Source organism: Occallatibacter savannae (assembly GCF_003131205.1).
GTDB classification, from domain to species: Bacteria; Acidobacteriota; Terriglobia; order Terriglobales; family Acidobacteriaceae; genus Telmatobacter; species Telmatobacter savannae.
In genome coordinates, this window is record NZ_QFFY01000006.1 from 192,898 (window position 1) to 208,905 (window position 16,008).

The 16,008-nt window shown below is 56.9% G+C and carries 11 protein-coding genes; 7 read left to right on the plus strand and 4 right to left on the minus strand.

The features are described from left to right. Positions 1-47: 47 nt before the first annotated feature. The gene (locus tag DHV10_RS21550; RefSeq protein ID WP_109488486.1) at positions 48-2,102 is read right to left on the minus strand and encodes a hypothetical protein; all 2,055 of its coding nucleotides are present in this window, start codon (positions 2,100-2,102) and stop codon (positions 48-50) included. 818 nt (positions 2,103-2,920) lie between these two features. On the opposite strand from DHV10_RS21550, the gene DHV10_RS21555 reads away from it, so the two are divergent. From DHV10_RS21555 to DHV10_RS21580, 6 genes are all read left to right on the plus strand, one after another. Next, on the plus strand, positions 2,921-3,814 hold the full coding sequence (locus tag DHV10_RS21555; protein WP_162601753.1) for a hypothetical protein: 894 nt from the start codon (positions 2,921-2,923) through the stop codon (positions 3,812-3,814). Positions 3,815-3,836: 22 nt separating this feature from the next. Then, a complete protein-coding gene (locus DHV10_RS21560) occupies positions 3,837-4,448 on the plus strand; it encodes a DUF3617 domain-containing protein (RefSeq protein WP_109488488.1) in 612 nt (203 codons plus the stop codon). Positions 4,449-4,562: 114 nt separating this feature from the next. Next, positions 4,563-7,448, plus strand: a complete 2,886-nt coding sequence (locus tag DHV10_RS21565; protein WP_162601755.1) for a tetratricopeptide repeat protein — start codon at positions 4,563-4,565, stop codon at positions 7,446-7,448. Positions 7,449-7,722: 274 nt separating this feature from the next. Then, the gene (locus tag DHV10_RS21570; RefSeq protein ID WP_162601756.1) at positions 7,723-8,676 is read left to right on the plus strand and encodes a hypothetical protein; all 954 of its coding nucleotides are present in this window, start codon (positions 7,723-7,725) and stop codon (positions 8,674-8,676) included. Positions 8,677-8,748: 72 nt separating this feature from the next. Then, complete coding sequence (locus DHV10_RS21575; RefSeq protein ID WP_109488491.1) at positions 8,749-10,095, plus strand: hypothetical protein; 1,347 nt, start codon at positions 8,749-8,751, stop codon at positions 10,093-10,095. A 499-nt stretch (positions 10,096-10,594) separates the two neighbouring features. Further along, the gene (locus DHV10_RS21580; RefSeq protein ID WP_162601757.1) at positions 10,595-11,806 is read left to right on the plus strand and encodes a tyrosine-type recombinase/integrase; all 1,212 of its coding nucleotides are present in this window, start codon (positions 10,595-10,597) and stop codon (positions 11,804-11,806) included. Positions 11,807-11,832: 26 nt separating this feature from the next. On the opposite strand, the gene DHV10_RS21585 is transcribed toward DHV10_RS21580, so the two are convergent. Continuing rightward, positions 11,833-12,033 carry a hypothetical protein gene (locus DHV10_RS21585; RefSeq protein ID WP_109488493.1) on the minus strand — a complete coding sequence of 67 codons (201 nt, stop codon included), beginning with the start codon at positions 12,031-12,033 and terminating at the stop codon, positions 11,833-11,835. A gap of 444 nt (positions 12,034-12,477) precedes the next feature. Next, positions 12,478-13,119 (minus strand): TetR/AcrR family transcriptional regulator, encoded by a 642-nt coding sequence (locus DHV10_RS21590; RefSeq protein ID WP_109488494.1) that lies wholly within the window; start codon positions 13,117-13,119, stop codon positions 12,478-12,480. Between the two features lie 92 nt (positions 13,120-13,211). On the opposite strand from DHV10_RS21590, the gene DHV10_RS21595 reads away from it, so the two are divergent. After that, positions 13,212-14,081, plus strand: a complete 870-nt coding sequence (locus DHV10_RS21595) for an NmrA family NAD(P)-binding protein (protein WP_109488495.1) — start codon at positions 13,212-13,214, stop codon at positions 14,079-14,081. 795 nt (positions 14,082-14,876) lie between these two features. Here DHV10_RS21595 and DHV10_RS21605 read toward each other — a convergent pair. Beyond that, a complete protein-coding gene (locus DHV10_RS21605) occupies positions 14,877-15,362 on the minus strand; it encodes a hypothetical protein (protein WP_109488496.1) in 486 nt (161 codons plus the stop codon). Between the last annotated feature and the right edge of the window lie 646 nt (positions 15,363-16,008).

The window sequence follows — 16,008 nt, forward strand, 5'->3', positions numbered from 1 at the left end:
TGACTCGTGACAGGTTCAAACGGGAAACCGATTGATGTGTACGTCGCTTACGCGACCGGCTTTCCGGTCCAGGGATCGAGACCGCGCGGACCAGTAACCCAGACGTCAATGCCGTAGTTCGTTTCGGGCTGGCCGAGGAAACAATCGCCCTGGAACGCTCCGCCACAGCTTCCTGGTTTCGGATTGCAGGTCTGCCCCTGCCAGGTGACTTTTACGCCGGTGTTCTGATACCAGTCGATTCCCCAGTTGTCCTTCGACGAGGCAAACACCTGCTGGCTGGGATCGCAGGAGACGTCTTCCCACTCCATCTGCGCATTCTGGAGTCCGAACGTTGAATGCAGTTTGCTGAAGTCATAGATGTCGGAGCCGCCGAGAAGTTGATCGTTAGAGACAGGAGTGAGAAGCCACTGCACTTCTGCCGACATTCCGGGAAGATTAGGGGCGATGGCCGCGGAGGAGGCCGAAGTATACGTTGAGGTCCAGTTATTCGTCACTGCATTGTCCGGACGGAAACGATCGAGGGAGAAATACTGTTGTGGAATCGAATGCAGCAGGACGGTGTCTCGCGCAGCGTAGAAGCGAAAGCCGCCTTTGCTGGCCTGCCTGCCATCCGCACGCTGGATCACGAGCGTGACATTGTCTTGATCGTCGACTCCTGTGAGGTTGGGGTCGATGCTCAGCTTGATCCAGTTATCGCTCCACTGCTCGATCTGGAAATCTTCGCGGAAGGTTCCCTGAGAGTAGATGTACGCTTTTGCGTTTGGGCCGGGATCTCCGAAAGAGCAGCCGCTGATTGTGTAGAAGTTGTATTGCGAGTCCTGCGTGAAGACTGCGGAACTCTGCCCTCCACTCACGGTGAGAACACGCATGGTCGGATCGTGGGTGCAGGTGATCGCCAGGTTCTGGAACGGCGCGGGCATCGCTGCGCCGATTGAATTGCGTGTTCCAGGTCCCGAGTTGCCGGCCAGCAAATTCGCTTGCATCGTCGCCTGCCCGGCAGCTGGACCGCCGGAAACATTGGCCGACATCGTTTGCATTGGCCCAGAGTTCGCTTGTGTGTCAACGGGCCGAAGGCTCAGCTTCATTGCGGCGATCTCGGCTTGCGCCGCCCGCGTCTGTTGCTGCAGAACTGCAATGATTTGCGAGTTCTGAATTCCAGAGTTGGGATTGGTGATCTCGCGGCTCTGTTGCGGAGCGCTTAGCTTGAGCGCCGTAATCGGCCCCGTCCTGCTGATCGCTTTGGCACGAGGCGCGGCGGATAATGATGACTGTGCGGGAGATTTCCCGGCCGCCATCATCCCCGTAGTAGGTCCGGCAGGCGAGAGAAGCGTCCTTTGCTGCACGGTTGAACTGGACGAGCCATTCGCTCCACCGGACGATGGCAATAGCGGTGTCTGGACAACGGTGATCGTCGGGGGAGGCTGCGTCAGTCCGGGGATCGCCTGGTACGGCTGCATCAGGAAATTGACGTTGTAGGCATGATCTCCGCATGACCACCATGGGCTGTTCAATGTGGACAGCGACGGCACTGCCGGAGGCAGTTGGTTACACTTGCCGTTGATGATCTTGACGGGGGTATTCGGTTCGTTGGCGGTGGGCGGTACGGTGAAGGATACCGCAGTCTGGAGGGCACCCTTCTGTGGACCGATCTGCACCTCAAGGTCCTTATTCTCCGGCAAGTGATCGACGGCGTACTGGCAAACGACGAACTTTCCAATGTTGCCGACTTTTGAGAAGTTGTTCGAGTAGGTGCCAATCTCAGAGAACTGCTCAAATCCGACGGCGCCGCCTGCAGGTGGCGTGCCCTGGCTCACCCTCACCTGGAATGGGCAGAGCGAATTTGTGCCGGCAGAGATTGCGGACCCGTCCCAGTACAGGTACCCCATCAATACTCCGTTGAGAATCTGTACTTGCGGCCGCGTCTGGGGAACCTCACCAATGGGCGGTGACAGAGGCTGCCGACCACCACCCTGCGGCTGTTGCCTCTGCGGCGAGGGTGCCGTGACCTGGGAGGAATTTGTCGGCGAGAGCGGAACCTGGGCGATGGCGCTCAGGCTGAGGAACGTTGCTGTTGCGACTGAAACGATGATTTGAGCTCGCATGGGGAGTGACCTCGTATGCGGCCCAGGTATACGGCTGCCGATCTGAAGGGTCAAAGGAACTGCATGTGAAACGAAGCTGACCTCGTAAGTTTGTGGATCGTTTCAGCTTGTTTGTCGCTGCTGACCAGAGCGGAAGCGGCGGCCCGAATGATTGAGAGAGCCGGGTAGCACCTGGTTCGATTCGCCATCGTCGCCCTCCAATCGCTGTCCTGGCGCTTGATCTCGGCGAGTTCCTGATGCTGCGCGGCGGCTTCGGTCAGTCATCGGGCCTGAGGTGAGGTCATCCCTACGGAAGAGCCATACGCGCTCTGTCGCAGATCGCGTTTCCAAATCACGTAAGCAGTCGGTGCAAGTCATTGTGCAGGTGTGCCTTGCCAAGTCAGGTGCGAATCACGCTCAGTTCCGTTGACCCTTGTCGGGATCCCGGCTTTACTCACGCCATGTGCAGGATTCCCCTCATCCTTGCAGGAACCTCACTCTTGGCCCTCCCCCAACCCCTCGCGGGCGCAGTCTCGCATGTGGCTGGGTTGGTCGCTGCTCCGGCTATGTTGACTCAATCCACGATGCCGGACGGTAACCTTCCCCCCTCCCGCTATTTCGAACTGCGGACGCAAGCTCTCGCACACGCGCGTCTCATTACAGGACCCCGACTCAAGAACCCAAACCTTACATCAAGTGGGCTCGATCGCAACACGGCGACTACTCTCGCGGAGCAGCGTGCAAATCGTCTCAATCGGGCCGGAATCTCTTCACCTCTTCCAAACGCCACGGCGCTACTCTCCGGCAGTCCCGCCACTTTGCTTCCGCAGGCTGCTCCGATGCGGCCGACACCGGCCGGTAGCCCGATTTTGCGCAGCCCCGTTGTCCAGAAGTCTTCCTGCCCTTTTCCGGCCATCCACGCGGTGAATGGGCGTACGACGGCTCCGATCTTCACGCCTGCTGAGCCCGATAACCACTTCCGTATTAGCGGCTGCGGGTTCGGATCCACCCCCGGCCTGGTCCGGCTTTTGCCGAACTCGGCCTCGCCAATGCCCGGTTCAGGCTCCGGCCTGCAGCCGATTGCTTTGCAACTGGAGTCTCCGGGTTCGTGGACCGACAGCTACATCGATGTCCGCATCAATCCCGCGCTTTCTGGCGTATCAGATTTCAGCGCTGATCTGGTAGTTCAACTTCCAATCGGGCGCACTCTTCAGCTCGCACATTGCCAATTCCTTGCTGCGCGGGGTGAACCGCAGCTGCTTCGCTCGATTCCGGCCGCGTGGGTCCGTCTCGATTCAAGCTCGCTCTCGACCCGCTCAATTCATCAAGTTGAGTTTGAATCGCCTCCCATGAGCGGGGAAGAGATGCCCCCCGATGCGTCCGGAGCATCAGCGTTTATCGCACGATCCGATCCTCAGGCCTTCTCGACGGGCAAAGACATTTACGACCTGTCGCAGCTCGCTCCAGGATGGGTGGTCGAGAGCGTGCAGCTTCGAGTGTTCAGTGCCGCTTGTCCCGGCCTGAGCAAGATTCCTGTTTCGAATGGGAGTTGGGAAACCTCGTGGACTCGCAACGGATTCATCGTTGAATGGGCAGGCGAAACGTGCTCCTCGCCTATCCCGCCCGTCTTCAATTTCACGCTCAACTCTTCACAATATGCAGCGAACGTCTGGGTCGTTGGCCCTGCCGGGACGCAACCGCTTACAAACAACATCAACGCAAGACAACCTTGAAGGCTTGAGCTATTGAATCGTGATGGAGGACATCATGCGAAAGCTTCTTATCCTGTTCTTGCTCGCCATTCCTGGATTCGCCGCAGCACAGTACCAGCCGCTCAATGTGAAAACCGGCCAGTGGCAGACAACGGTACTGATCAACAGCGGCGGCTCGATCGCTTTGTCTTCCAGGCAAATGGCACAGCTCACTCCAGAACAGCGGGCAAGAATGGAGGCGGCCATGAAGCAGGCATCGAAGCCGAAAACCACTACGCGCGTTAACCAGAACTGCCTGACGCAGGATGAGCTCAACAAGGGGACACCCTTTAAGTCTGATGACAGGCAATGTACGCAAAAGGTCCTGAACTCGACCTCTACCGAGCTGAAAGTGGAACAGGATTGCGTAGAGGACTCGATGTCGACGAAGACTGTTATGAGGCTGGAGGCGGTGAACTCCGAACAGGTGAAAGGAACCGGTACCGTAACAGCCGTCTCAGAAGGGCATAAATTTTCGTCGGACATCAACTTCAGTTCACAGTGGATTTCATCTGCCTGCGGCGCCAAAAACAAGACGGGTGCTCTCCCTCCCGGCCTTAAGAGCAAACTTTCTGCGCTGGGCGCTCCAAAGGATCATTCTTCCGATCCGAAGTAGATCGCGCACGAGGCCGTCTGCACGATGTTCAACGTACAAAGCCTGATTTCGAAACGAGCCGAATCGGAATCCGTTTCATGCTATGATGGCGCATTCCATCTCAGCCGGACAGAGATGCAACCTTCTAAATCTTCTACGCGAACCTTCCGATTCGGGTTGTTCGAGGCCGATATCGCGAACAAAACGCTGACTCGCAACGGTGTGCGTGTCAAGATCCAGGATCAGCCGTTTCGCGTCTTACTGCTCCTTCTGGAGCATTCAGGAGAGATCGTTTCCCGCGATCAGTTGCGAAGCAATCTGTGGCAGGAGGGCACGTTCGTCGACTTCGATGGGAGCCTCAATGTAATTCTGAAGAAACTTCGTGCGGCCCTCGATGATAATCCTGACAACCCCAGGTTTATCGAAACCATTCCGCGCTCCGGATACCGCTTTATTGCGCCGGTAACTGCGACCCGCATCGAGGCTCCGCAATCAGCTGAACCTGTAGCGCCGATCGACCGGCCAATCCGGGCAGCTGCGGAGATGACTCCTTCAACCGTCGTTCCCACGCCGGGTTTCGTTCCGAGTTCTCGCAAGCAACAAATACGCACTGGCCTTCTTTACGCGGCTTTCTCGTCAGTGATTCTCGCCGGCGGTATCGTCGCATTTACGCGATGGGCGCGACCGAAGCAAACCGCATCCGCTTCGAGCTTGCCGACAAACATTGTTCATCTGCGCCGTTCTGTTGCTGTTCTTGGTTTCCAAAACCTGTCTCCTGCACCGAGTGAAGGCTGGCTTGGCACGGCGATCTCTGAGATGTTGAGCACGGAACTGGCAGGCGGTGATCAACTTCGCTTGATCTCTGCCGAAGACGTGGCAAATCTTCATGCTTACTCACCATGGGCGAAGGTTGATTCGCTTGATCGCTCCACGACATCCCGCATAGGAACGGCTCTCGGAAGCGACCTACTCGTTCTCGGCTCCTACGCCACGGTGGGCAAGCCTGAACACGGGCAGTTGCGGATTGATGTTCGCCTGCAGGATTGCCAGAGCGGCGAAGTGGTGAGCGAAATCGCTGAGATTGGCGCAACGGAGGATTTATTCGGTCTCGTGTCGCGTATTGGTGGCAAGCTTCGCAATCGGCTTGGCATCCCGCTCGAGCATCCATCGGACGAGCTGTCGGCTGACACCGGCCTCCCCGGCAATCCTGAAGCGGCACGGTTCTATTCGCTGGGCCTTGAGAAGCTCCGCGCCTATGATTTCGCCGTCGCGCGAGGATTTTTCGAGCAGGCGGTTGCTGCGGAACCAAAGTTTCCTCTGGCACATGCCATGCTGTCACGTGCGGACCTTTTCATGGGCAAGTACGAGCAGGCGAAGGCCGAGGCAAAGCAAGGTCTGGATCTAGCCACCGGCTTGCCTCGAGTGCAGCGGATGCAGATCGAAGCCAGCTATGACCAGGCAACAGGTAATCGCGGAAAGGCCGCAGATATCTATCGCGTTCTTTTCAACCTTTTTCCAGACAGCCTCGACTACGGGCTTCAACTCGCGAAGCTTCAACTCGAGTCCTATCACCCGGAGGAAGCACTCGGGACCATTCATCAGCTGCGTCAATTACCCTCGCCATACCGAGACGACCCGCTGATCGATTTGCGCGAAGCGGGCATACTGGTGCGAAAAGACCTGGATACCGCGCTGAAACTCTACCGTACCGCTGCGCAAAAGGCCACCGCGCAAGGCAAGAAGCAGGTATTTGCGAGAGCCGAAGAGAGTCTCTGCCGCTTCAACCCTGCACATGTTTCAAGTCCGCCCGAATGTCGGGAAGCCTACGAAGCTTATGTAGCAGCGGGAAATGCGGATGCATCCGCCAGCTCTCTGCAACTCATGGCTGAGAATCAACGGCTGACGGGGCACGATGCTGAAGCTGTTCCACTCTATGAACAAGCAACGCGAAAGTTCATTGAGGTGGGCGATCTTGAGAATGCCGGTGTAGCTCTCAACAATGCTTCACTCGTGTATGAAAACCGCGGTCAATTTTCGCTCGCCGAACAGCAGTACTCACAGGCAAGGAAGTACTTCGAGGCAGTCAACGACCGCGTTAACGCATCCACCGCGATCGCCAACATTGCCGATATCGAGATGTGGAGGGGCAATTTTCAAACCGCCGATCAGCTCTATCGCCAAAGCTGGGAGATGGCGGATGAAACCAAGACTGCGGAAGATCAATATCCGCATATTCAGCACGCCAATCTGCTCCTCATGAAAGGGCAACTCGACGAAGCGACAGCTGAAATTACGCCGGAGATAGCTTCGCTCCGCGATATGAAGAGTGATCCATGGCAGACGGCGAATGCTCTGACCGCACTTGGCGAAATGCAGCGCCATCGCGGCGAGCTCGACTCATCTCGCAAGAGCTTCGAAGAAGCCGTACAGATTTTGAAAGGAGTGAACTCTTCAACAGCTCCCAGCCAGATTAACTTTGCCGAACTTGCTGTCGACCAGGGGCACTTTGATGAAGCAGAAAGCCAACTTCGTGCGGCAATCTCGGCTCTTGAGAAGGATAAGGATATTGGAGACGAGTTCAGCGCTTACCTTGTTCTGGCGAAGTCGCTCCTTGCGAGAGGCAAAGTTCCTGAATCTGAAGCCGCGATTCGGACGGCTCGTGAACTGATAGATCTGCATGCTTTTCCGGTCTACTCGATTCCTCTGAGAACGCTTGAGCTTCGGGCAAAGGCCGCCGGTGCACCTGCCGGAAAGAATGGCCGCGACTCTTTGCTCGGTGTCCAGCGCGAACTCGCCAGCCTCGTCCAGCATGCGCATCAAATCGGGTTTTACACTGCTGAATGCGAAGCGCGGCTGGCGCTTACCGAGATCGAGGTTCGGCTGTCTTCTACATCAGCAGGCTCTCATGTGTCCGCGCTTTCCGCGGAAGCACGGCAACGCGGTTTTTTGCTCTATGTTTCTCAGGCCGCGAAGATCACTCCGCCGCCGAACATCGTTGCTGCAAACAAGCCGCTCCAATAGTGCCGACCACCTTCCACAGAGCATCAGTGTGCTGCCTGCGAGGCCTGTTTGACTGCTGCTTTGCGGGTCATCTGCAGGTTTAGCGTTCTCGAAAAAGGACACTTAGCGTGTCATGCCCGTTTAACTCGCGGTTCAGTTGACCCGGTGTTCAGAGCGGGGTATTCCATCTCCATGCAAGCGGCAGAACCGCATGGAGCGATCCCCGATGAAGAACTCTAACTCGAGAAAGTTTGAATTGGCCCTCGGCTGTCTTCTGGTTACAACGAGTGCACACTTGTACGCACAGAATGGCGCGCTGCTCAGCCCTCAGGCCCGCACATTGTTAAACGGCCCTGCCGGGTCATGCACGATCAGCCAACTCGATCTGCGCATCGCGACCGGCAAGGATGACCTGCGCGGAGGCAAGAACAACCTCAATGTCGAGGTTCACTTCGCGAACGGCGACATGCAGACGGCACCCAATGTGAACAAGGGGGCGAACTGGCCCAACGACAGCATGAGGACGGTTGCCATTCCGCTGAGTCACCCTGTAGCTCCTGACCAGATCAGGCAGATCCGGCTCGTTCACTCTGCTCAGGCCGGCTTCAATGCGCCGAGCGCCGGACAGACAGTCCTCGACACAACGCCTGTAGGCGCTGGAGCCGCGCCGATTCTTCTAGCCGAAGGAGTGCAGAGCGAAGACAACTGGGACATGGCGGAGTTCCAGGCATTTGGATTGGCGAAAACGATGAACGTTCCGATCGCCTCGTTTGGTTTCCACCGCTTTACAGGAAGCAATCCCTCGCTCGATATCAACGCGCACCCCGCGGCCGGATGCCCCAATGGACGTCAGGTTACTGCGATCTTGTTCACATTTGCGACGTCTGACGATGACCTCCGTGGAGGAAATGACAATCTGAATGTCGGCATCCAGTTTGCCGACGGGCCGAGCCAATCGGAGCTGAATGTGAATCACAGCCAGAACTGGCCGAACGGCAGCACGATGAACGTAGAGATGCAACTCAATCGATCTGTGGAAATGAGCCAGATACGCGCGTTCACCCTGGCAGATACCTTCTCCGGCGGCTCGGGTGGAGACAACTGGAATATGGCTTCGATGCAGGCCGTAGCTATTCTTGCAGACGGCTCCCGCCACACGATCGCGAAATCCGGATTTCATCGCTTCAGTGCCGATCCGAATGGTCCCAAAGCAAGAATGATCGCGATTCCAGCCCAACCGATCGACTGATCATTTCGGGCCGGAGGTGATCTTGTGCCTTGACAATCAGGGCAGCAGCACTCCGTCCGGAAAGAGGTAATCATGCATGCACGCTGTGTGACTCTTCCGCTGCTCATGTTCGCCGTGATGTTCGCGGCGAACGGAGCTGCGCAACCGGCGATTCAGTGGACCACGAACACCGTCGTGGTTGATAGCAACACCGCGCAAAGCTCTCTTACCGCCGTCAGCCGCGACGGACACGTCCTGGTCTTCAACACGTCTGATGCGCGGATCACCGGATTATCCGCTGGACAGATTCTTTTCCTGCAGGATCTCGGGGCGCGACGGGTCCTGGGAACAGTGAGGCAGGGCCCCGTTACTGCGGTGGCAACAAACGCCGCGGCTCTCACTGATCTCATCCAGGACGGCACGATCCAGTTTCCTACCAATTCTCACGATCCCTCAATTCTTGATTCGCAGGATACTGATTTCGGTCCGGGGGTCGATCGTCTGAACGGCAACGTCGACAACTGGCAATACGAGGCGAAGGGAAGCGCCGGCGACGGTGATCCTAACAACCTCAGCTATTCCTTCAAGGCCACGAAACACGTTGGCACTCTGGATGCAACGGTCGAGGGGAAAGGATTGCTGAAGAACGCCGGCTTCTCCTTCATGGCTGACATTCATGGCGCAAAACTTCAAAAGCTCTATTTCACTGCCCCGGTGGAAGGCAACCTGAATGTGAATTGGGACGCTAAAACGAGCGGCGCGGAGAACGGCATCGGCGAACGGAGGTTGCGACTGCCGACCTTCTTCAAAGAAATATTCGTGGCCAATCACCTGCCGTTTCTCTATGAGATCAGCGCCAACATCCTGTTCATTCCGGGACTCGGGGGCCGCAAAGACAATGTCGCTGGTGGATTCACAGTCAATTACGACGGCAAGGGTGGATTTGTAATGAACAGTAAGGGCAGTTCACCCATTCAGGAAATGAAGGCATCTACGCAATCAGTCGAGAAGGTCACGTCGTCGGCGTTAGCCCCTCATGGCATCGTGCTCGCCATCAACGCGCCGAAGATCGCATTCAGTTTCGGTACGGGAAGTTTCATGGAAGCTGTCCATTCGACCGTTCCTACTGCAATCAAAAACAGCAAAGTAGCCGATGGGTTTGAACCGCAACTCGCGAAGTATCTTTCGAAGGACATTGCTGATTTCTTCCGGACAGAGGGCGGAGCCTATGTGCAATGGGTGAACGAATACGATTACACCGGTTCGGGCCCTATGAGCATAGTTCCCAACTGCACAACGACACACTTCAACCTGATTGCTTCCGGAGGCTTCGACGCAAAGATGCTCGGCGTTGACGGGAAGGGTTCTGTCGAACTGTTCAAGACGCAATCAACCAAAACTGAGCCGGACATCGCAGGTTGCCGGGTCGGTTCGAAGTGATCGCATCGCGTAGAGGGTGCTTGCACAGCACTATCGGCCAGAACTGAACGATGGTCCGAGGGGTGTATTGACGCAAGTCGAGATCCCCTGAAACGGGCTTCAGTCCCGCGGTGCAGAAATCGGAGGTTTATCGTTCGGGGATTATGAGCGCTGATCGTGAGGTGTGGAGTACTGTGGGGACTTTTGTGGGTGGACTGGTTAAGAATAGCGAGTAATAGTGAGCCGCACCCACATCCCGCACCTAGTAGATAGCAAGAGTTAAGGCATTCCTAATGAGTATCCTAGAACTACTCCGAGCAATGCTGAAATCTGAAAAGACCTAGCTGTTAACCGAAGGGTTGTAGGTTCGAGTCCTACCTGAGGAGCCAACTATATCTCCCTCCAGTCCAGCCACTTAGATCGAATCCCAAGAAGAATGTACTGCTTTTGTACCGCCGGGCAAATTTCCGCCCGCGACCTGGTGCCGACTTTCGGTATTAGCAGTCAGAGGATTTCGAACGTGGTTGTGACTGTCTACGCGCGGCATTCGAGTACGTGCCCGCACCGCAACATGAAGAACGCCGGCCAATACCGGCGCTGTAAATGTCCCCTTTGGCTTCGCTGGGGCAAGAGGCACAAGCGCTCTGCGGGAACACGCTCCTGGGAGATTGCGATCAAGGGCGCGAGAAAGCTTGAAGAAGAGCTCGAGCGGAAGGCCCTCGGCCTCGAGCCACTGAAGCGGCCGGCTGCGACCACCATCGACGAGGCACTCGAGCTCTACTTTGTAGACCGAGCACAACGCGGCATCAAGGAATCCTCGAAAGCCAAGCGGCTCCTTGGACTGCTCAGGAACTATGCCCACGCCCGCAATGCGATCTACCTCGAGGACGTTTCAGCGCGGATGCTGACCGAGTGGCGGGCTACTTGGACCTTCAACCGGCAATCAGGTGGTCCCGCGGTGGCCTGGTCGATCGTGAAGACATTCTTCCGCTGGGCACATTCGATCGACCTCGTTTCCTCCAATGTCAGTGCCAAGCTCCAGTCGCTCCCAATCGTCCGCACGCAAGTACAGCCGCTGACGAAGGATGAGATGGCACGACTGCTGGCGGCGACATCTCAGTGCGGCCTCAGCACCGAAGTCGAGCAGCGGGTTCGAACCTTCATCCTGCTCCAGCGGTGGTCAGGCCTTGCCTGCGTCGATGCGGCAACTCTGAAGAGGGAACTGCTCGGAGACGACGACAACCTCACGCAGGTGCACCGCACCAAGACCGACGCCGAGGTCTTCATCCCTTTGCCGCCCCCAGTAGCCGCGATGCTCCGTTCGCATCCGAATGACCACCCCGATTACTTCTTCTGGAATCCTGACCGGATGGCAAAGCCATCGTTGGTCTGCCAGTTCGGGGACTGGATGCGTCTGGTCTTCGACAAAGCTGGCGTCAAACATGGACAGCAGGAGATGCTGACGCATCGTTTCCGCCACACCTTTGCTGTCGAGCTGCTTCTGGCCGGAGTGCGGATTGAACAGGTCAGCAAGCTCCTCGGCCACAAGACTGTCCGGACCACCGAGCGCTACTATTCCGCTTGGGTGAAGGAGCGTCAGCGAAAGCTTGAGGCAGAGGTCAAGCAGGCCTGGTCAAAGATGGAGCTGCCGACCGCTTCCGGTGCAAGGATGAACGCAGCAGCTGCAAGCTCGAACCTTGCGGAAGCGGTGATCGACGGCATGATTCAGTAGATCTTGAGATCTATCCAGCCAAAGGTTCACTTGATGGTGCGTTTCTGCAGCGTGCGATTCAAGACTGAGGTTGGAATGCGAAGGACGCGATAACGGCGCTTGTGCAATGTCTCGGGAGCACCCAGGTCGATCACGCCGGGTTCATTCTCAAACAACCTGGTTACTGTGTCAGCACTGATTTTCAGGCGTGCCGCCACTTCGGCGACAGAAAAGAGCTCATCTTCCACTTGGCGGATCCTAAAGTAGGGAACTATGCTCCGAACCCCTGGGGGCATATTGGGAAGCACAAACTCTAATACTTGGAATCCGTAACAGCGAGCTGCGACGACGAGGATTTTCGCCTGTTCGGCCCCGTCTGGTCGGTAAATAGGGGTGGATGTGGAGGTCACAGTTGATTGCGGCGGGCATCGATCTACTCTACTTTGCTTCCTCTACCCTACTTCTGTTCTCCGAAAACTTGAGTATTCGCCATCTGAAAGTAGAGTAGTTGGCGGATTTCGCCGACAGGCGCGACGTTTTGAGGAAGTCCGAGTCTGCATCTGTCTGGATTCCTTTTACACGGGCCGACATCTCGGGACTTCTCAATACGGAGACCGGCTCAATGAGCGATTTGGCAATCTCACAAACGGAGAATCGGTCGGCCACACTGGCGTTCGCTGGCCTGACTCCGCTTAGCGGGACCGAATCGACGAGGTCGGAATCCCGCCAGGTGTCAGGATGGGCTCAAGGTACCGAAGGATGGCATCGTGCATTGCCTGCTGCAATCGAGGGCGGGAAGTGCGTGTGGCGAGGATAAGTTCATCGAGGATCCCGCGAAAGATCATCAAGGCCACTTGTCCGTGATGGCTGCACTCTACACGTGAAAGCTCAGGCCGTGCGCGTCGGAGACGCTCTGCGATGAATTCCACAAAAACCCGACCAAGTGCCTGCTTTTCGCCTCGAGCGACTTCTGAAAGCGGAGCATCCACAACGAGAGTATGAAACTCGGGATGCTCTCGATTGAATCGGATACATAACTCGATCAGCTCATGAATAGCTTCTTCGAAGCTCAGGGTGCCTTCAGGGTCCAGCGAACGTTCTGCGTCGGCCATCCGGCGTGCATACATCACTGCGAGCTCGCTGGCGATGGCCTCCTTATTTGGGAAGAACTGGTAGAGGGTCGCCGGGGATACGCCTGCTTCCGCAGCGATCGCATTCGTCGTGGTCTCGTGATAACCCAGCCGGGCAAACACTGCGGCTGCGGCACGGAACAATTCCTGCTGCCGCTGCTCGCCACGTGCGTTGTGTTTACGGTTTGGATTGAAGACGGCCACGCGCTATTTTCGCAGAATAGAAGTTATACAAGCAAATACTTGCATCGTTTCTTCGAATACAAGTATCTACTTGCATAGGAGGTGAACGGGGCATGTTCACAGTGATGGGAATTACGGGCAAGGTGGGCGGAGCGGTCGCCACAAATCTTATGGCAGCGGGCAACAAGGTCCGCGGCGTGGTGCGCAACCCGGGAAACGCGAAAGAGTGGGCCAGTCGGGGCGTGGAACTGGTGCAGTCGCCATACGATGATGCAGCTGGTCTGGAAAGGGCGTTCGAAGGAGCAGAGGGGGTATTTGCGATGATCCCACCTGACTTTGCGCCGACTCCCGGTCTGCCAGACCAGAAGCGCACGATCGCAGCGATTCGCAAAGCTCTCGAAAAGACGCGCCCCGGCAGGGCCGTGTTTCTTTCCTCGATAGGATCGGAGCAGACTAGCGGACTGGGACTTATCACGTCGACGCATCTGCTCGAACAGGCAACGCGCATGCTCCCGATTCCAGTGGCCTATCTGCGCGCAGGCAGTTTCATGGAGAACTGGCTGGGAGCGCGGGACCATATCCGGTCTAGCGGCGAGATGCCCTTCTTTTATGCTCCGCTCGAACGCAAGTTTCCGCTGGTAGCCACGCAGGACATCGGCCTGGCGGGTGCTACGGTGCTTCAGGAGGGCTGGAGAGGCGTGCGCGTGTTGGAGGTAGACGGTCCGGAAGGTGGGACCGATTTGTACGAAACTGCGGCAGCGTTTGGCAGCGCGCTCGGTCGCGAAGTGAAGGCCGTGCAGTTGCCCGAAGCGGCCTGGCAGAGCGTTCTTGAAGGGATGGGAATGCCGGCTGACAGGACCGAACTCTACATCGAGATGGTTAAGGGCTTCAACTCAGGCTGGATCCACTTCGGCAATCCGGAAACCGAAAAGTACCACGGGCCGACAACCATTCAGTCGTTTGCGCAAATATGGGTCGAGTGAAAAAAACGGTCGATAAGAATGAGCGGGACAAACTGCGGTACCGACTCCCGTTGATCGGTGCCGCAGCCGGTTCCGATCATTTGCCGAAAGCAGGCCAAATCACTCATTGAGTCGCTCCAGCGATCCACTTTGTCGAGGTAGCGACGATCATCGCTGACCGTCCCCCGCACAGATCCGCACGAGCGCGTCTACGCATGCGGCTCTTATGAACGATGGATGACGTAAAAGCGGGTCTGAGGATAGGGGTGCAGGATACGCGGTCGCGGTATCCACCTGTCGAAGATCCGAGTGAGCAACCCCCATTTCAAGCGTGTGCGTTGACTACGACGAACTAAACATTTCGCCACAGCCAGGCCACGCGCTGACGGGAAGGTGCGCATCTGATCGAGATTTCCGGGCACAGCATGGTATTGGTAATAGCCATTGACGACCTTCCGGAGCCAAGCACCGACTTCGCTTGAGCGGTGATGTTGCCGGTGTTGAAGCTCGGCCTTGATGGCTTTTAGCTTCGCGACCATTCGCTTTTTCGAAGTAGTCTGCTTGACGCGGTGAAGGTCCCGGTCTTGTGACGTTGCCCACAGTAGTGAGTAAAGCCCAAGAAGTTGAACGTCTCTGGTTTTCCGACTCCGCGCTGTTTACGGTCACGGGCTGCCTGCCCCACGTAGCGTTGGGCAGCATTCACCTTGATGAGAACCGGTTCGCCGACGCTGCGACACAACTTGAGCAGGCCCGATCGATCGCCCTGCAGAGCGATCGGCATATCCGTTCGAGCCGGACGCTGAGAGCAGACGTAGCTTACTTCCGGACGTACACCAGAGCTGAAGCTCGGTCCTGGTGATCCGATGGCCACGTAACATCGACCCACGCTTGTCCGTCATCAATCAACATCATCCGACCACCGCCGACCTGCTTGCCATCGTCGTATACGGAGTATGTCAGGGATGCCGGACCGTCTTTCCGTACGCCGAGACGGAGTTCCGGCGCTGGCTTTGTTCGTTGAATCGGCACAGGAACGCCGTCCGTTATGCCTTTCACCACTTCCCCAATCTCGGGAATTTGCCATCGGAAGTGAACGGTAGGCGAGCCTCCGGGTTCGAAGTCGAGTACGTAGACATGAGGAACGCCGGCTTCCGCGGCGACCGGGCTACTCCTCGCGACATCCAGTTTCCAGGAGCCAGTCCAGGGACTGGGATTAGAGAAGCCGGATTCGGCGGGCTGCTGCGCGTGAAGAGGTACCGAAAAGAGTACGCAGGCTGCGAAACACACAACGAGAGATTTCATTCTTAAAACTCCGTCCAACGCGGTTTTGAATCCCTTGAAGCTGGTGCAGATGTTTCCACGCTGGAAGCCGGCCGTCTTGGACTCAAGATCTTCCGTCTGAAGTACGATCTTCCGTCCGTTGGATCTATGGTTGACAATCCTCAGCGAACCAATTCGCTAGGAAAACGCAAATCGAAGCGCTCAATGAGTCCCTGCACGCTCGTGAGGTTCATCTCTAAGCCGTACCGCGCATTGAGCTCGACGAGGCCGGTAGCCGAAACTGCAGTGACGCCGCCCATCTCGGATAGTTCACGAAAGAAATGCTCGAAGCCTGCAGGCGAGATGATTTCGACGATGCTGGTGGTTTAATCACATGCGTTCCAGAATGTATGCCACTGGTTGCGTGGCTTGAACACGGAATCACCGAGACGGCAAAGATCACATCGTCACCGAGTAAGGCGCCGAGCCGTCCACGAACGACACAGCTGTATTCGTCCTCCCGCGAGTGCCGATGCAGTGGAGCCGCGAGGACACGCGGCGACATCGGATGTTCCACAACAGAAAACCTGCCGCCAGACTCACTGCCGTCCATCATGAATCGCGCCCCAATGATTCCCAGGAAGCCGAAGACGCCCTCGCGCCTACCTAACATCTTTGCCATTGTTAT